16 protein-coding genes and 1 pseudogene are annotated in these 16,445 nt (G+C 64.0%); 16 read left to right on the top strand and 1 reads right to left on the bottom strand.

Annotated features, from left to right (window positions below; translation table 11 throughout):
• The first annotated feature begins 102 nt into the window (after nucleotides 1–102).
• From SKA58_RS04030 to SKA58_RS04005, 6 genes are all read left to right on the top strand, one after another.
• A complete protein-coding gene (locus SKA58_RS04030; RefSeq protein ID WP_009821080.1) occupies nucleotides 103–357 on the top strand; it encodes an ATP synthase F1 subunit epsilon in 255 nt (84 codons plus the stop codon).
• Between the two features lie 117 nt (nucleotides 358–474).
• On the top strand, nucleotides 475–2,475 hold the full coding sequence (locus tag SKA58_RS04025) for a hypothetical protein (protein WP_037542101.1): 2,001 nt from the start codon (nucleotides 475–477) through the stop codon (nucleotides 2,473–2,475).
• On the top strand, nucleotides 2,472–3,047 hold the full coding sequence (locus tag SKA58_RS04020; RefSeq protein WP_009821078.1) for a hypothetical protein: 576 nt from the start codon (nucleotides 2,472–2,474) through the stop codon (nucleotides 3,045–3,047). Before SKA58_RS04025 ends, SKA58_RS04020 begins: the two co-directional genes overlap by 4 nt.
• A 95-nt stretch (nucleotides 3,048–3,142) precedes the next feature.
• Nucleotides 3,143–4,678, top strand: coding sequence for a CpaF family protein (locus SKA58_RS04015; protein WP_009821077.1), 1,536 nt, complete (start codon nucleotides 3,143–3,145; stop codon nucleotides 4,676–4,678).
• Nucleotides 4,679–4,778: 100 nt separating this feature from the next.
• Nucleotides 4,779–5,591, top strand: a complete 813-nt coding sequence (locus tag SKA58_RS04010; protein ID WP_037542557.1) for a class I SAM-dependent methyltransferase — start codon at nucleotides 4,779–4,781, stop codon at nucleotides 5,589–5,591.
• A gap of 94 nt (nucleotides 5,592–5,685) precedes the next feature.
• Nucleotides 5,686–6,564 (top strand): DMT family transporter, encoded by an 879-nt coding sequence (locus tag SKA58_RS04005; RefSeq protein ID WP_371388877.1) that lies wholly within the window; start codon nucleotides 5,686–5,688, stop codon nucleotides 6,562–6,564.
• Here the strand turns inward: SKA58_RS04005 and SKA58_RS04000 are convergent.
• Nucleotides 6,536–6,967 (bottom strand): OsmC family protein, encoded by a 432-nt coding sequence (locus SKA58_RS04000; protein ID WP_037542555.1) that lies wholly within the window; start codon nucleotides 6,965–6,967, stop codon nucleotides 6,536–6,538. The genes SKA58_RS04005 and SKA58_RS04000 overlap by 29 nt on opposite strands.
• 86 nt (nucleotides 6,968–7,053) lie before the next feature.
• Between SKA58_RS04000 and SKA58_RS03995 the strand changes: the two genes are divergently transcribed.
• From SKA58_RS03995 to SKA58_RS03950, 10 genes and pseudogenes are all read left to right on the top strand, one after another.
• A complete protein-coding gene (locus SKA58_RS03995; protein WP_009821073.1) occupies nucleotides 7,054–7,419 on the top strand; it encodes a PRC-barrel domain-containing protein in 366 nt (121 codons plus the stop codon).
• Between the two features lie 156 nt (nucleotides 7,420–7,575).
• A complete protein-coding gene (locus tag SKA58_RS03990; RefSeq protein ID WP_009821072.1) occupies nucleotides 7,576–8,244 on the top strand; it encodes an RBBP9/YdeN family alpha/beta hydrolase in 669 nt (222 codons plus the stop codon).
• 109 nt (nucleotides 8,245–8,353) lie between these two features.
• On the top strand, nucleotides 8,354–8,542 hold the full coding sequence (locus SKA58_RS03985; protein ID WP_009821071.1) for a YezD family protein: 189 nt from the start codon (nucleotides 8,354–8,356) through the stop codon (nucleotides 8,540–8,542).
• Between the two features lie 166 nt (nucleotides 8,543–8,708).
• Nucleotides 8,709–11,086: pseudogene (locus SKA58_RS03980) on the top strand (TonB-dependent receptor).
• Nucleotides 11,087–11,180: 94 nt separating this feature from the next.
• Entirely contained in the window at nucleotides 11,181–12,053 is an 873-nt protein-coding gene (panB, locus tag SKA58_RS03975) for a 3-methyl-2-oxobutanoate hydroxymethyltransferase (RefSeq protein ID WP_009821068.1), read from the top strand.
• A 75-nt stretch (nucleotides 12,054–12,128) separates the two neighbouring features.
• The gene (locus SKA58_RS03970) at nucleotides 12,129–12,827 is read left to right on the top strand and encodes a tetratricopeptide repeat protein (protein WP_009821067.1); all 699 of its coding nucleotides are present in this window, start codon (nucleotides 12,129–12,131) and stop codon (nucleotides 12,825–12,827) included.
• Nucleotides 12,824–14,185: a PQQ-like beta-propeller repeat protein gene (locus tag SKA58_RS03965; protein ID WP_009821066.1), complete on the top strand. Its 1,362-nt coding sequence runs from the start codon at nucleotides 12,824–12,826 to the stop codon at nucleotides 14,183–14,185. The genes SKA58_RS03970 and SKA58_RS03965 overlap by 4 nt, the downstream gene beginning before the upstream one ends.
• Before the next feature lie 115 nt (nucleotides 14,186–14,300).
• Nucleotides 14,301–15,671 (top strand): ribosome biogenesis GTPase Der, encoded by a 1,371-nt coding sequence (gene der / locus SKA58_RS03960; protein WP_009821065.1) that lies wholly within the window; start codon nucleotides 14,301–14,303, stop codon nucleotides 15,669–15,671.
• Entirely contained in the window at nucleotides 15,661–15,903 is a 243-nt protein-coding gene (locus SKA58_RS03955; RefSeq protein ID WP_009821064.1) for a sulfurtransferase TusA family protein, read from the top strand. The genes der and SKA58_RS03955 overlap by 11 nt, the downstream gene beginning before the upstream one ends.
• Nucleotides 15,904–15,957: 54 nt before the next feature.
• Nucleotides 15,958–16,398, top strand: coding sequence for an Hpt domain-containing protein (locus SKA58_RS03950; RefSeq protein ID WP_009821063.1), 441 nt, complete (start codon nucleotides 15,958–15,960; stop codon nucleotides 16,396–16,398).
• Nucleotides 16,399–16,445 lie beyond the last annotated feature (47 nt).

Raw genomic sequence — 16,445 nt, 5'->3', positions numbered from 1 at the left:
GAGCGAAGCGAGCTTCCACCTTCTCGGCTAGGGCGCAGGCCATCGCTTCGCAATGGCACCCACCCCCGGCCCCTCCCTGATAGGGAGGGGGGAGAAAATGATATGGCACTGCATTTCGAACTCGTGACGCCGGAAAAGCTGGTCCGCTCGGTGGAAGTCTATCAGGTCGTCGTGCCCGGCACCGATGGCGATTTCGGTGTGCTGGAGGGCCATGCCCCCTTCATGTCGACCGTGCGCGACGGCGCGATCCAGATTTTCGCCAGCGCGGGCGCCGCGCCCGAAGTGATCCCGGTCGAAGGCGGCTTTGCCGAAGTGAATGAAAAGGGTCTGACGGTCCTGGCCGAAAAGGCGGGCTGACCCGCCCTTGCACCGAAATGAAAAAGGGCCGCCCTCCGACATGGAGGCGCGGCCCTTTTCTGGTTAGCAGCTCCTTAACCTTGCGCGCTTAGATCGATGATCGGTCGGGGAGTGTGCATGTCCTATCTGCTAGAGGATCTTGGCGGTCTGGTCGGCGCGACGCTGCTCGCGCCGATGCTATTCTGCCTCGCCGGCTTCGGACTGCTGCGGCTGCTGGACCGTGCCGGACTGGCGGCGGCGGAAGGCTTCTGGCCGCGCGCCGGCTGGGCGATGCTCCTGTCGCTCGCCATCCTGCCAGTATTGGATGTCCTCGCCATCCGGGCTATCGGCATGCCGGGCATGCTGCTGCTCAATGGCGCACTCGCTATGCTGGGTGTCAGCCGAATGAAGGGCGCTACGTCCGCCTGTCACGGCGCTGGCCTCTTTCTGCTGATCGCGCTGGGCTGGTGGCTGATCTGCGCCTGGACGCTCATGGATTTCGATCGCGACGGGCGGCTCTATCAAAGCCTTGTCGTGTTCGACATGGTCAAGCATGCCGCCGTGATCGAGCAGATTGCGCGGCAGGGCATTCCCTTCACCGATCCCTTTTTCGCGCGCGACGGGATCGCGGGCTATTATCATTATTTCTATGTCTGGCCCGCCGCGATTCGCTGGGCGAGCGGCTTTCACATATCGCCGGTCATGGCCTTTGCCGCCTGCGCCTATTGGACGGGCATTGCGGTCGTCGCCCTGCTGTGGCGCATCGCCGCTGACGCCAGCCTGATCCGGGAAGGACGTGGCCGGCGCGTGCTGATGATCGCCATCCTGCTGTGCTTTGTCGCGGGCGCGGACCTTCTCTTCATGGCGCTGCGCTACCTGATGGTCGGGCGGATCGAACCGGAAATCGAGAATTGGAACAGCGAGATTCGCATGTTCGCCACCTCGACCATCTGGGTGCCGCACCACATTCTAGCGCTGGTCGCGGGGTGGACAGGATTGCTGCTGAACGCGCGGGCGCGCAGCCGTGAGACGCCGCAGCGCCTGTGGCTGGCCGTAGGGGCTGGCGCGGCCTACGCCAGCATGTTCGGCGCGTCAGTGTGGATCAGCCTGACCCTCGCGCCGGTCCTTATCGTCTGGGGCATGATGGCGCTATGGCGGCGGGATGGCACGCTGCTGCTGTCGGGCGTCGTCGCACTGCTCTTGTCGGTACCCCAATGCCTCGACCTCATCCATGGCCGCGCGCCCGATGTCTTTCCGGTGGCGCTGCATATCCGCCCCTTCACTTTGTTGTTCGCCGGCCATGACCTCACCGCGCAGCTTTGGAGCCTCATCCTCCTGCCGCTCAACTATGCGCTGGAATTTGGGTTCGTGATGCTGGGCGCAAGCCTCTATGCCCGCAGCGCGCGGCCGACCGATGCGGCGGGCCGCCCGGTGCGCGCCCTGTTGCTCGGCACCCTGGTAGCGGGACTGTTGGTCGCGAGCTTCCTGCAATCGGTCATCATCAACAATGACCTGGGCTGGCGCGCGGCCCTGTTCATCCTTGTGCCGCTGATGATCTGGACGATGCGGGTGGCGCAGGAGGACGACGCGGCGCGGCGCTTTGGGGCCCTGGGCGGACTGCTCCTGGCTCTCGGCCTCACCGGCACGGTCTGGGACATTGTCGGCCTGCGCCTCATTCGCGCGCCCGCCTTCCCCGTCCGCGCGATCGAGGTCAATGACGACCCCGCCATGGCCCACGCCCTGCGCGACGCGTATCGCTGGGCCGACCGGCATCTGCCCGAAAGCGCGACGCTCCAGCATAATCCAGTGCTCAAGCGGCGGGCGCTCGATTTCGGCCTCTATACCCGACACTGGCCGGCGGTTGCGGACAGCGACGCCTTCCTGTTCGGGGCGGACCGGCACGCCGTGGCCGCGCGCGTGGCGCTGCTCACGCCGGTCTTTACGCAGCCGCTGACGCTGGCCCAATATCGGGATCGCGCCGCGCGCGGGCGGAGCGACACTCTGCTCTTCACCCGGCGCGATCCGGCGTGGAAGGCGCTGGGCGGCCCGCCCGCCGCCCTGCCCTGCCTCTACCGCACGGCCGACATCTGCATCGCATCCCCGACCCGAAAGGTCCTGCCCAGAAAGACCCTGCCATGACCCTGATCCGCAGCCTGCTGCTGCTGGCGCTGGCCTATTGCGCCACCATGGCGCTGGGCTTCCTGCTCTATGTCGCATTGATCCGCAGTCCGCTGCTGGGCTACGTCGCCATTCTGTTTTACAGGGGCGTGGCAATCGCCGGTGTGACCGCATTCCTCCTGCTGTTCGCCGGCATCATCGCGCGGCATCGGCTTAACCTGTCCCCGGAGACGCTGGTAGGCGCGGTCGCCCTGTCGCTTGCCTTCAACATCAGCTTCCTGATCGTCTTTCCCGTCACCTTCGACCGGTCGATCACCATGTTTCTGCTCGCGCGGATCGAGCGGCAGGACGGGCAATTGGACGCTGCGGGGCTGGAACAGGTCTATGTCCGCCAGTATCTGGGCGACATGCGCCAGATCGACCGGCGGATCGCCGAACAGAGCCTGTCGGGCAATATCCGGGTAGACCAGGGGCGTATCCACATCACGCCGCAGGGCCGCAAGCTGCTGGATGGCGCGCGGCTGGTGGGCGCGTGGTTCGGCACGGACCCGCGCTTCGTCACTGCGCCTGCGATCGCCAGCCCCCGGCATTAGGCATTTATCAAAGTTTCCAGCCTATTCACCTTTTTCAGTCTTACATCGGTCCTATCGGGTTCGCCGGACCGATCACGCAATGATGGCGGAGAAATATGAGCGCCTTTGGACGGAAGAATGGACCTGCCGGCACCAAGCCCGGCTTTGGCATTGCACGCCCGATGCAGGGGGGCGGGACCGCCACCAAAGAGGAGTTGCCGGTCGGCGGCGATCAATTTCCGCCATTGGATATCGCGTCCCTGCCCGGCGAAGCACCGTTCGATCCGCTTGCCGCGCCGACCAGCCAGATGCAGCGCAACGCCGACGCCATGTCGCGCCTGTCCGAGCGCGCCAATGCAGAGCATGTGCCCGATGCCGGGCCGCAGGGTTTTGAAGCCAGCGTCCACAAGATCAAGGAACAGGTGCTGCCCCGCCTGCTGGAGCGTGTCGATCCCGAAGCGGCGGCGACGCTGACCAAGGATGAACTGGCGGAGGAGTTCCGCCCGATCATCATGGAAGTGCTGGCGGAACTGAAACTGACGCTCAACCGCCGCGAACAATTCGCGCTGGAAAAAGTGCTGGTCGATGAACTGCTGGGCCTTGGTCCGCTCGAAGAGCTGCTGTCCGACCCGGATGTGACCGACATCATGGTCAATGGCCCGGAACAGACCTATATCGAAAAGAAGGGCAAGCTGCAGGTCGCGCCGATCAAGTTCCGCGATGAGGAGCATCTGTTTCAGATCGCCCAGCGCATCGTGAACAAGGTCGGCCGCCGCGTCGATCAGACCACGCCGCTGGCCGACGCCCGCCTCCCCGACGGTTCGCGCGTCAATGTCATCGTGCCGCCGCTTTCGCTGCGCGGCACGGCGATTTCGATCCGTAAATTTTCGGCCAAGCCGATCACCATCGACATGTTGGCGCAATGGGGCGCAATGTCGCCGAAGATGGCGACCGCGCTCAAGATCGCGGGCGCGTGCCGGTTCAACATCGTCATTTCGGGCGGCACCGGTTCGGGCAAGACAACGATGCTTAATGCCCTGTCGAAGATGATCGACCCGGGCGAGCGCGTGCTGACGATCGAGGACGCGGCCGAACTGCGCCTGCAACAGCCGCACTGGCTGCCGCTCGAAACCCGCCCGCCCAACCTGGAGGGTCAGGGCGCGATCACCATCGGCGACCTTGTCAAGAACGCCCTGCGTATGCGCCCTGACCGCATCATCCTGGGCGAAATTCGTGGCGCGGAATGTTTCGATCTGCTCGCCGCGATGAATACGGGCCATGACGGGTCGATGTGTACGCTTCACGCCAACAGCCCGCGCGAATGCCTGGGCCGTATGGAAAACATGATTCTGATGGGCGACATCAAAATCCCCAAGGAAGCCATTTCCAAGCAGATCGCCGATTCGGTGGACCTCATCGTCCAGGTGAAGCGCCTGCGCGACGGGTCGCGCCGCGTCACCAACGTCACCGAAGTCATCGGCATGGAAGGCGACGTCATCGTCACGCAGGAACTGTTCAAGTTCGAATATCATGACGAGGACGATAGCGGGAAGATCGTAGGCGAATATCGCTCCATGGGGCTGCGCCCCTATACGCTGGACAAGGCGCGGATGTTCGGGTTCGATCAGCCTTTCCTGGAAGCCTGTCTGTAACATTGCGTGGCTGGCGGGGAATATTCCCCGCCGCCCCTTGCGCACCCCTGTCGACAACGGCACATCTGCCTTCATCCGCGATGAAGAGAGGATTGGTGCCATGAACCGTCTCGTTCCGATTGGCCTGGCGATTGCCGGCCTAGCCCTGCCCGCCATGCCGCTGCTGGCGCAGCATGATGCCCATGCCGGCCACCAGATGGCGGCCGATCCGATCGCCGCCGCCGTTGCCGCGCCCACCCGCAAGCCCGCCAATGTCGCGCGCGACCAATATCGCCATCCGGCCGAGACGCTCGCCTTTTTCGGCGTCACGCCAATGCAGACCGTGGTCGAATATTCGCCCAGCGGCGGTTGGTATTCGGAAATTCTGGCGCCGCTGATCCGCGATCATGGCACCTTTTACGCCTTGCAACCGAGCGGCAGCTATCTGGACGGGTATAAGAGCTTCCTGGCGTCCAATCCGGTCTATGATCAGGTCAAGCTGGTCGCCTATCCCGAAGAGGCCGCCAACATCCCTGCGGGCAGCGTGGACACGGTCCTGACCTTCCGCAATGTCCACAACATGGTCATGGGCGGCAAGGCGGCCGATACGTTCAAGGCCTTCTACACGATGCTGAAACCCGGCGGCACGCTGGGCGTGGTCGATCACCGCCTGCCGGAGGATCGCGACAGCGCCGCGGAAATGAAGAGCGGCTATCTCAAGGTTTCGACCGTGCGCAAGCTGGCCGAGGACGCGGGATTTGAATATGTCGGCGCGTCCGAAGTGAACGCCAATCCCAAGGATACAGCCGATTGGGACAAGGGCGTGTGGACCCTTCCGCCAGTGCTGCGCAACAAGGATGTCGACAAGGCCAAATATATGGGCATTGGCGAAAGCGACCGGATGACGCTGAAATTCCGCAAGCCCACGGCATGATCCGGGCGGCGGGCAAGCTGCTTGCGCCCGCGCCCGGGTAGGCTAAGGCGGGGGCGTGACTGCCCCCGCCCGCCCCCACCGCCCGCTTTTCGCCATTGCGCTGCGCCTGACCGCAGTCATCTGCCTGTCGGTGATGTTCATCACGGTGCGGCTGGCAAGCGAGCGCGGCGTGCATGTCATCGAATCTCTCTTCTATCGCCAGGCGCTCGCCCTGCCGGTGGTGGCGATCTGGCTCATGTCGGCAGGCGGGCTTGCGACCGTGCGCACCAAGCGGATCGGCGTCCATGCCAGCCGCATGGCCATAGGCCTCACCGGCATGTGCCTCAATTTCCTTTCCTATATCCTGCTGCCACCTGCTGAAGCCGCGACGATCGGCTTCACCATGCCCATATTCGGCACCATCCTGTCCGCGCTCATCCTGCGCGAGGCGACCGGATGGCATCGCTGGGGCGCGGTGGCGCTTGGCTTTGTCGGCGTGCTGGTGATGATCCGGCCGGATGCCGGCCATTTCCCGCTTCAGGGCGTCGCCGTCGCCATCGCCGCTGCACTGGTGACGGCCAGCGTCAGCCTGGTGCTGCGTGAACTTGGCCGGACAGAACCAGCCGGCGTCGTCGTCTTCTGGTTCACGACCCTGTCGATGATCCCGCTGGGGCTGGCCATGCCCCTTGTCGCGCAAAATCACGATTGGATGACATGGGGCCTGTTGCTGATGATCGGCCTGTTCGGCGGCATTGCACAGCTATGTCTGACCGCAGCGCTGCGCTGGGGACCGGTATCCGTCGTCCTGCCGATGGATTATAGCGCGATCATCTGGACCACGTTGCTGGGCGTTGCAATCGGCGAGAACTGGCCGCTCGCCACCACCTGGATCGGCGCGGCCCTGATCGTTGCCAGCGGCCTGTATATCGCCTGGCGCGAACATGTCCGCGCCAGGCGACCAGTCGTCAGTTCAGCAGTTCCGCCTCGAGGCTGATCTCGGCCTTCAGCAGCTTGGAAATCGGGCAATTGGCCTTCGCCTTGGCCGCAAGCTCCTGAAATGTTTCATCGTCGGCGCTGGGGATGGTCGCCTTGAGCGACAGGCGGCTGGCGGTGACGGCGAAGCCGCCATCCTGTTGTTCCAGGGTCACGACAGCGCTGGTTTCCATCTTCTCCGCGGTCAGCCCCGCTTCTCCCAGGATCATCGAGAGCGCCATGGTGAAGCAGGACGCATGGGCGGCGGCGATCAGTTCTTCGGGGTTGCTGCCGGGCACGCCTTCAAACCGCGTGGCGAAACCATAGGGATAGGCGTCGAGCGCGCCGCTCTGGGTCGAAATCGTGCCCTTTCCATCCTTCAGGCCGCCGCTCCAGGCCGCCGATCCGCTGCGATTGATCTTCATATGCGTCTCCATGGCAAAGAAAGGGGGAACCCCTGTGGCCCCGCCTTGTTGCCATTAGATAGGCAATTTCATGCAGGAGAGTGACAATGACCGATTTTATGGCTGACAGCCGGAACGACCTTATCGCATCCGACCGGGTGGAAGGAACCGACGTCTACAACCGGGAAGGCGAGCATCTGGGCAAGATCGACAATTTCATGGTCGAAAAGCGCAGCGGTCAGGTCCGCTATGCCGTCCTGTCCTTCGGCGGGTTCCTGGGCATTGGCAACGATCATTATCCGCTGCCCTGGTCGGTCCTGACCTATGACACCGACAAGGGCGGCTATGTGATCGACCTGGACAAAGACGTGCTGGACAATGCCCCGCGCTACGCAGCCGATGCCCGCCCCGATTATGACGAGGCCTATGGCCGCAACGTCTATCAATATTATGGCGTGGTCTATCCCTGGTAAGAGCGTTTCCCAGCGCTAGTCGGGGGCGGCAGCCAGGCGTTGCCGCCCCCTTCTGCTTTCCGGATGGCGACGCCCAGGCACGGCTCAGCGACATTTTATTGTCTACTGATTAAATAGAGTATAGGTCTTTACCCCATTACGATGAGGAGAAGGACCATGAACCGATTCGGATCTGCCGGCAGCCGCCGGTCGCCCGTGGTGCTGACCGTACCCGGCCTTAACAATAGCGGAGAAGGCCATTGGCAAACGCTGTGGGAAGATCAGCGCGGAGATTGTCAGCGGGTGGACCTGGGCCGCTGGGCCAGCCCCAACCGCAACGCCTGGGTGACGCGACTGGACGCGGCCATCCGCCAGATTGACGGGCCGGTGGTCCTGGCCGCCCATAGCCTGGGCTGCATCACCGTCGCCTGGTGGGGGGCGTTGCAGAACCAGGCCTATGGTTGGCCAGTGACCGGCGCGTTGCTGGTCGCGCCGCCCGATTGCGACCGGGCAGAAACGCCCGATATGATCGGCAATTTCGGACCGGTACCGCGATCGTCGCTGCCTTTCCCGTCGATCCTGGTCGCAAGCCGGGACGACCCCTATATCTTTTTCGAACGCGCCCACAGCATGGGCAAATATTGGGGCAGTCGCTTCGTGGATGCCGGCCATCGCGGCCATATCAATGCGCAGTCGGGTCTTGGCGACTGGGCGTTTGGCCAGAGCCTGCTCGACGAACTGGTCGACGACGCGCATAGCCTGGCCTTGAGCACCGATGCGGCGCCGATCCCGCCGCGCCAAAGGCCATCAGCGACCCGCAGCATTTGGTCATCCGGCCATCCCTGAGCGCATCACGCACATCATTCGGGTGGGACAAGACAAACTTGACCGCCCATTATTTTTCCTTTTTTGTCTACCATTATGATTGAGATAAAAGCAGCAGCAAGAGGTGCCCATGACCGACCAACGACCGATCGATTACCGCCATGCGCGCCCGGACGGGATGCGCGGAGATATCGTCGCCAGCATCGACAAGGTGCGCGATGTTCTGGAACAGCTTCGCTTCGGATCGATCACGTTGACCGTTCATGACGCGCGCGTGGTCCAGATCGACGTCACCGAAAAGACGCGACTGACCGCCTGAGCGGACGACCATAGCCTTTTCGGGCTCCCGCCCGATCGGCCCATGCGGTTTGGGGGTGAGCCGCATGAATTGAACGCCTGTCATTCCCGCACAGACCTGTGGCTTTGACCGGACCGCCGGAAATGCCGTGATCAACAACCACCGGACAGCCGGAAAGGGATTTGTCATGATTGCGCGTTTCTTGTTGCTCGCGAGCGTCGCGAGCGCATCCATCATCTTGCCTGCCGCCCATGCGCAGGACACCGCCCCGCAGGAAGCGGACGCGGCCATCGTCGGCGGCGCCATCGTCGTCACCGCCCGTCGCCGCGCAGAGGAGTTGCAGGATGTGCCGCTCTCGGTCTCCGTCCTGAATGCCGACGCGATCGAGCAGACTGGCAGCTACAATATCCAGCGGCTGACGCAGTTGCAGCCGACGCTGCAATTCTATTCCACCAACCCGCGCAACAGTTCGATCAACATTCGCGGCATCGGCGCGCCGCTTGGCCTCACCAATGACGGCATCGAGCAGGGCGTGGGCATCTATATCGATCAGGTCTATTATAACCGGGTTGCCGCCGCGACGCTGGATTTCGTCGATATCGAGCAGGTGGAAGTCCTGCGCGGGCCGCAGGGCACCCTATATGGTAAGAACACGACCGCCGGCGCGATCAACATCACCACCCGCGCGCCCAGCTTCAGCTATGAGGGCAAGGCAGAAATCTCTGTCGGCAATCTTGGCTTCAAACAGGCCAAGGCGACGGTGTCGGGACCGATCACCGATCGGCTGGCCGTGCGCATCGGCGCATCGGTCACGGATCGCAATGGCACGATTTACAACGTCGCCACCGACCAGCGCGTCAACAGCCAGGATTTCCTGGGCCTCAAAGGATCCTTGCTGTGGAAGGCGACCGATACGCTGAGCCTCACTCTGTCTGGCGACTATAATCTCCAGAACCCGGTCTGCTGCGCGCAAATCTATGCCGGCTATGGCCCGACGCAGCGCGCGGCCAACCGCCAATATCCTGCCCTGACGGCGGCGCTTGGCTATCAGGTGCCCAGCACCAATCCCTATGACCGCCTCACCGACCTTGACGCGGCGCTGCGCGCGCGCAACGAAATGGGTGGCGCGTCGCTTCGGGCGGAATGGGACCTTGGCGCTGGAACGCTGACATCGGTGTCGGCCTATCGCTACTGGGACTGGCAGCCGTCCAACGACCGCGATTTCACGGGCCTTGATATCACCGCCAAGTCGCAGAACCCGACCCAGCAGAAGCAATGGACCCAGGAACTGCGCTATGCGCAGGAAGGGCAGACGATCGACTTTGTCGTCGGCGCGTTCGCCTTTCACCAGACGATCCACACCACCGGCAGCCAGGTGCAGGGCGCAGACGCCAGCGCATGGCTGCTCAATCCATCCAGCCCGCTGTCGCAAATCCCGGCCGTGCTGGAGGGGCTGACCGCCGACAATGACATTCGCCTTAAGAACAGCAGCGCGGCACTGTTTGGTCAGTTGACCTGGCATTTGACCGACCGCCTCAGCCTCCAGCCCGGCCTGCGCCTCAACTATGACCGCAAGACGGGCAGCTACGAGTCCGCCGTCACCGGCACCGCGTCGGACGGCACGCGCCAGACGGTCACCTTCGCCAGTACCGACCCCTGGATCGTCGCGCAACGGGGCGTGCTGGCGCCGCAGTCCTTCGACGCCAGGTTCAGCGACTGGAACCTGTCCTGGGACCTGACGGCGTCCTATGAAGTGAGCGACGATGTGATGGCCTATGCCACCTGGTCGCGCGCCTTCAAATCGGGCGGCATCAACTTGAACGGCGTGCCGCTGGACGCGAACGGCAACCCGCAGTTGGACGTGGCGACCGTCAAGCCGGAGAAGGTCAACCATTATGAAGTGGGCCTCAAGACGCAATTCTGGGACAAGCGCGCGACGCTCAACCTGAGCGGCTTCTGGACCGAAATCCGCGATTATCAGGCAATCGTGAACAATGGCCAGAACAGCGTCCTGCGCGGCTATCTCGCCAATGCGGACAAGGTGCGAGTGCGCGGGATCGAGGCGGACTTCTCCGTCCGTCCGACCGGATCAGCGCCTATGCCAGCGGCGCCTATACCGACCCCAAATATCTGCGCTTCACCAATGCCCCCTGCCCGCCCGAACTGTCAGGCGGATCGTCCAGCCCGGCCACCTGCGACATATCCGGCCAGTTGCTGCCCGGCATCTCCAAATATTCGCTATCCTACGGCGTGGAATTCAACGTGCCTACAGCCCTGCTGGGCGGCGACGGACAATTTTATATCGGCTGGGACGGCAGCTATCGCTCGACCTTCTCGTCGAACGCGTCCCGCTCCATCTATATGGATATCAAGGGATACAGCCTCAACAATCTGCGTCTGGGCTTCCGCAACAGCGATGGGATCAACATTTATGGCTGGGTGCGCAACATCTTTGACCGCAATTATATGGAGGTGCTGGCAACCACGCCGGGCAATACCGGCCTGATCGCCGGGCAGCCGGGCGACCCGCGCACCTATGGCCTCACCATCAAGGCGGATTTTTAAAGGACGGCCCCCTGAGGAGGAGCGGCATGGCAGTGCCGCTCCTCTTCCCTTTGCATGATTTGCGCCGCGCCCCGCGCTGGGGTAGAGCGCCATCATGTCCACGACCTTCACGATCGACACCGCGACAAGCCGCGCCACACCGACGCCAGCGCCGATGAAGCGGCTGACCGTGCCCGCCATTCAGCGGCGCAAGGTGGGCGGGCAGACCGCCGAGCCGCTCGTCATGCTGACCGCCTACACCGCGCGGCAAGCGCAATTGCTCGATCCGCATTGCGACCTGCTGCTGGTAGGCGATTCGCTGGGCCAGGTGATCTACGGCCTGCCTTCTACCCTGCCCGTGACGCTGGACATGATGATCGCCCATGGCGCGGCGGTTGTGCGCGGCAGCTATCATAGCGTCGTCATCGTTGACATGCCCTTTGGCAGCTATGAAGCGTCCCCGCAGCAGGCCTTTGCCAGCGCCAGCCGCATCCTGGCTGAAACCGGCGCGGCGGGCGTCAAGCTGGAGGGCGGGGAGGCCATGGCCGACACCATCGCCTTTCTCAGCCAGCGCGGCATACCGGTCATGGCGCATATCGGCCTGACGCCCCAGGCGGTGAACGCGCTCGGCGGCTATGGCGCGCGCGGCAAGAGCGAGGCGGAACATGCCAAGATAGTGGGCGACGCCCGCGCGGTCGCATCCGCCGGCGCCTTCGCCATGGTGGTCGAAGGCGTGATGGAAGAACTGGCCGACCTCATTACCGACACAGTGACGGTGCCGGTCATCGGCATTGGCGCGTCGGCGCGCTGCGACGGGCAGGTGCTGGTGGCCGAGGACATGCTGGGCATGTTCGAACGCACGCCCCGCTTCGTCAAACGCTATGGCGCCATGGCCGAAACCATCAGCGACGCCGCCGCCCGCTACGCCGCCGATGTGCGCAGCCGCGCCTTCCCCACCGACGATCAGGTCTATCGCCCCAAAAAGTGATTTGCCTGTGGCATAAGCGCCGCTATTGATCGCGCCTTCCGCCAGACGTTTCTGATCCATTTCTCGGAGAATATCGTGGCCCTGACGCCGCAAAACAGCGAAGCCTTCATGCGCGAGGTCGATGACGCCGTCCGGCAGGACCAGCTGACGACCTTCTGGCAACGCTATGGCCGAATCCTCATCGTCGTGCTGGTGGTGGGTCTGGCGGCCTTTGGCGGGTGGCTCTACTGGCAGCATCATCAAAAAACGCAGTCGGAAGCGGTGTCGGAACAGATGGACACGCTGCTCGACACGGCAGTCGGCGGCGGAACGCCCGATCCCAAGCAACTCGCCGCGCTGACCAAGGCCAGCCAGCCGGGCTATCGCGCATCGGCGCTTCTGGTGCAGGCGGGCGTCGCCGCGCGCAAGGGCGACGCCAAGGCCGCAATCGCCGCCTATCGCGCGATTGCCGCCGACGACAGCCTGGACCAGCCCTATCGCGACCTGGCGCTGATCCGCCAGACATCGCTGGAATTCGACAGCCTGAAACCCGAGCAGGTGGTCGACCGGCTGAAGCCGCTGGCGGTGGAAGGCGCGCCCTGGTTCGGCAGCGCCGGCGAACTGGTCGCGGTTGCGTATATGAAGATGGGCAAGAATGATCTGGCCGGCCCAATGTTCGCGGCCATGGCCAAGGATGACAAGGTGCCGCAGTCGATCCGTTCACGCGCGCGTCAGATGGCGGGCGTCATGGGGATAGACGCGGTAGAGATTCCGGCAGAGCCGAGCGAGGGATGAGCGACAAGATGGCGATGGTGAGCATGAAGAGCCTGGCGCCTATGGGCCGCGCCATGACCGTGGCGGCGATGATCGCGATGTTGGCGGGCTGTGGCATCATCGGTGGCAAGAAGGGCGGCCCCAAGACCCCGGTGGTCGGCAACCGCGTGTCGATCCTGTCCAACGAACAGGGCGTGGAAGTGGACCCGGCGCTGGCGGACGTGCCCGTCACCCTGCCCGCCCCTTATGTCAACGACAGCTGGAGCCAGCCGGGCGGCAATTCGTCCAAGGCGATGGGCCATGTCTCGCTGGCCGGATCGCCGAGCCAGGCCTGGACTGTCTCCATTCAGGGCAGCAAGCCCCAGGCGCGCCTGGCCGCGTCCCCCGTGGTGTCGGACGGCAAGCTCTATATCATCGACGCGGGCGCGCATGTGATCGCCTTCGACGCCGCGAGCGGCTCCAGATTGTGGCAGACATCGCTGCCGGCCGAAGGCAATGGCCGGGCGCTGTTCGGCGGTGGCGTCAGCGTGCTGGGCGACCGGCTGTTCGCCAGCACGGGCGTCGGCGATGTGGTTTCGATGGAGGCGGCGACCGGCAAGATCCTGTGGCAAAAGCATTTGGGCGGTCCGCTGCGCGGCGCGCCGACGCTGGAAAATGGCCATGTCTATGTCATGGGACAGGACAACCAGATTTTCGCGCTGAACCAGAGCGACGGCGTCACCCAATGGACCGACAGCGGTACGTTGCAGGTAACGGGCATCTTCGGCGTTGCAGCCCCAGCCGCCGCGCAAGGCACGGTGATCGCCGGCTACAGCTCGGGCGAAATTTCCGCCTATCGCTATGAAAATGGCCGTTCGCTGTGGGGTGACGCGCTGTCGCGCACCAGCATTTCGACCGCTGTCGCCACGCTGACCGACATCGATGCCGATCCGGTTATCGACCGCGGCCGGGTCTTCGCCATTGGCCAGGGCGGTCGCATGGCCAGCTATGAACTCACCAGCGGCCAGCGCATCTGGGAAATCAACATCGCGGGCATTTCGACGCCGGCGGTGGTGGGCGAATGGGTTTTCGCCGTCACCAGCGATGCCAAGCTGCTGTGCGTATCGCGCGCGACCGGCAAGATCCGCTGGATCAGCCAGCTGCGCCGCTGGGTGAAGGAAAAGAAGAAGGACAAGGCGATCCGCTGGACTGGCCCGGTGCTGGCGGGCGGCCGGCTGATCGTGGTGTCCACGCGGGGCGAAATGGTCTATGTCGATCCCGCGTCTGGCGATGTTCAGTCGACAGTCGACATGGACCGTTCCATGTCGCTGTCCCCGGTCGTCGCCAACAACATGCTCTACATATTGGCCGACGACGGGAAGCTGACGGCGTTCCGTTAAGCCGCATACTCATGCTAAGCGTGCTCCTGCGCAGGCAGGGGGGTGGGGTCCACTCGATGGGCCAGCCCCCTGCCCGCGCGGGAGCATCTGTTTTTTGACTGGAAGGATAAGGGCCATGCTGCCCACCGTAGCGATCGTCGGACGCCCCAATGTGGGCAAGTCCACCCTGTTCAACCGCCTGGTCGGCAAGAAGCTGGCGCTGGTGGATGACCAGCCGGGCGTGACGCGCGACCGGCGGGAAGGTGAGGCGCATCTTCTGGGTCTGGACTTCACCATCATCGACACCGCCGGCTATGAGGATGAAGACCCGCAGTCGCTGCCGGGCCGGATGCGTATCCAAACGGAGGCGGCGGTCGACAATTGCGACGTCGCCCTGTTCCTGGTCGACGCGCGAGCGGGGATCACGCCGCTGGACGAGGAAATCGCCCGCTGGCTGCGCGAAGGCGATGCGCCCGTCGTGCTGGTCGCCAACAAGGCGGAAGGCCGGGCATCCGAAGGCGGCGTCATGGAGGCCTTTGGCCTGGGCCTTGGCGAGCCCATCCCCTTTTCCGCCGAACATGGCCAGGGCATGGCCGACCTGTTCCAGGCATTGCTGCCTCACCTCGACCGTGAGGAAGAGGAGGAGCCGGAAGCCGACGGCGACAGCGAAGCGGACATGGAGAACGCGCCGCTTAAACTGGCGATCGTGGGCCGCCCGAACGCAGGAAAGTCCACTCTTATCAACAGGTTGTTGGGTGAAAACCGGTTGCTGACGGGGCCGGAGGCCGGCATCACCCGCGACAGCATCGCCGTCGACTGGAGCTGGACCAGCCGCGAGGGGCTGGAGCGGCCCGTGCGCCTCATCGACACAGCGGGCATGCGCAAGCGCGCGAAGGTGCAGGACAAGCTGGAGAAGCTGGCGGTCAGCGACGGCCTGAACGCCGTGAACTTTGCCGAAGTGGTCGTGCTGTTGCTCGATTCCACGCGCGGGCTGGAAGCGCAGGATCTGCGCATCGCCGACAAGGTGCTGGAGGAAGGGCGTGCGCTGGTCATCGCGCTCAACAAATGGGATACGGTGGATAATGGCTCGGCGCTCTATCAGGGCATCAAGCAGGCGCTGTCCGACGGTCTGGCGCAGGTGCGCGGCGTGCCGATCATGACCGTGTCGGCCGCGACCGGAAAGGGCCTGGATGACCTGATCCATGTCGCGTTCGAAACGCGCACCGCCTGGTCGCAGCGTATTTCCACCGGCATCCTCAATCGCTGGTTCGAGCGCGCGCTGGAGGCCAATCCGCCGCCAGCGCCCGGCGGCAAGCGCATCAAGTTGCGCTACATCACCCAGAACAAGACGCGGCCGCCGACCTTCGTTCTGTTCGGCACACGGCTCGACGAACTGCCCGAAAGCTATCGCCGCTATCTGGTGAACGGCATCCGCAAGGAACTGGGCTTTGGCGCGGTGCCGGTTCGGCTGACGCTGCGCAGCGCGAAGAACCCCTTTGGCAAATGACGATGATTCGGTGGCGATCAACGCGCGGGGGATGAAATGCCCCTGGCCCGCACTGCGCGCCGCCCGCGCGATGCGAGAGGCGCATGCCATCCTGATCGAGGCGGATGATCCCATAGCGGGCGCGGAACTGGCCGCGCTCTCGGCCCAGCATGGCTGGGATTTCGCCGCGATCGGGCAGGATCGCTATCGGCTTTCGCATCGCGTGAGCGGACCCGAAGCCCACGAAATTTAACCGGCTGTTTACGCGCCCCCCTTATGTTCGCACGCGCATGTAAGGGAGTGGCGCGTGCTGCATCAACAATCCGACCTGGTGGACTTGACCGAGCTGGCGCGCGCGCGCGCGGAGCTGGGCGCAGCCTATTTGCGCATCCTGAGCTATTTCAAGGAAGACGGCGTCAAATCGATCCATGAGATCGAGGAAGCCATGCGCACCCGCAATGCAACCGCGCTGGTGCGCCCGGCCCATACGCTGAAGGGCGAATCCGCCCAATTCTGCGCGCATCGCCTGTCGGCGCTTGCCGAAACGATCGAAATGACCGCGCGCCGCTGTGTTGAAATGCATGAGACGCCCGACGAGCTGATCGAAACGGTCGTCGCGCTACGCCCCTGTTTTAGCGAAACCATCGCCCTGCTCGACCGTGATGCCAATCCTTTGGCGGCGCGCCGCCCGGGAGGCTTTGGCCGCCGCGTGGGCGCGCCGCAGGCCAGCTTCGGGCGCGCGGGCTGATCGCAGACCTCACCTAATACGTCTTGAACTGAAACGCATCATGCCCC

The sequence above is a fragment of the Sphingomonas sp. SKA58 genome (genome assembly GCF_000153545.1).
Classification (GTDB): Bacteria; Pseudomonadota; Alphaproteobacteria; order Sphingomonadales; family Sphingomonadaceae; genus Sphingobium; species Sphingobium soli.
This window is presented reverse-complemented; position numbering and strand designations above follow the sequence as displayed.

Excerpts from the sequence above, each read along its gene's own strand:
- SKA58_RS04030 (WP_009821080.1), top strand. The coding sequence starts at position 103 with ATGGCACTGCATTTCGAACTCGTGACGCCGGAAAAGCTGGTCCGCTCG.
- SKA58_RS04025 (WP_037542101.1), top strand. The coding sequence starts at position 475 with ATGTCCTATCTGCTAGAGGATCTTGGCGGTCTGGTCGGCGCGACGCTG.
- SKA58_RS04020 (WP_009821078.1), top strand. The coding sequence starts at position 2,472 with ATGACCCTGATCCGCAGCCTGCTGCTGCTGGCGCTGGCCTATTGCGCC.
- SKA58_RS04015 (WP_009821077.1), top strand. The coding sequence starts at position 3,143 with ATGAGCGCCTTTGGACGGAAGAATGGACCTGCCGGCACCAAGCCCGGC.
- SKA58_RS04010 (WP_037542557.1), top strand. The coding sequence starts at position 4,779 with ATGAACCGTCTCGTTCCGATTGGCCTGGCGATTGCCGGCCTAGCCCTG.
- SKA58_RS04000 (WP_037542555.1), bottom strand. The coding sequence starts at position 6,967 with ATGAAGATCAATCGCAGCGGATCGGCGGCCTGGAGCGGCGGCCTGAAG.
- SKA58_RS03995 (WP_009821073.1), top strand. The coding sequence starts at position 7,054 with ATGACCGATTTTATGGCTGACAGCCGGAACGACCTTATCGCATCCGAC.
- SKA58_RS03990 (WP_009821072.1), top strand. The coding sequence starts at position 7,576 with ATGAACCGATTCGGATCTGCCGGCAGCCGCCGGTCGCCCGTGGTGCTG.
- SKA58_RS03985 (WP_009821071.1), top strand. The coding sequence starts at position 8,354 with ATGACCGACCAACGACCGATCGATTACCGCCATGCGCGCCCGGACGGG.
- panB (WP_009821068.1), top strand. The coding sequence starts at position 11,181 with ATGTCCACGACCTTCACGATCGACACCGCGACAAGCCGCGCCACACCG.
- SKA58_RS03965 (WP_009821066.1), top strand. The coding sequence starts at position 12,824 with ATGAGCGACAAGATGGCGATGGTGAGCATGAAGAGCCTGGCGCCTATG.
- der (WP_009821065.1), top strand. The coding sequence starts at position 14,301 with ATGCTGCCCACCGTAGCGATCGTCGGACGCCCCAATGTGGGCAAGTCC.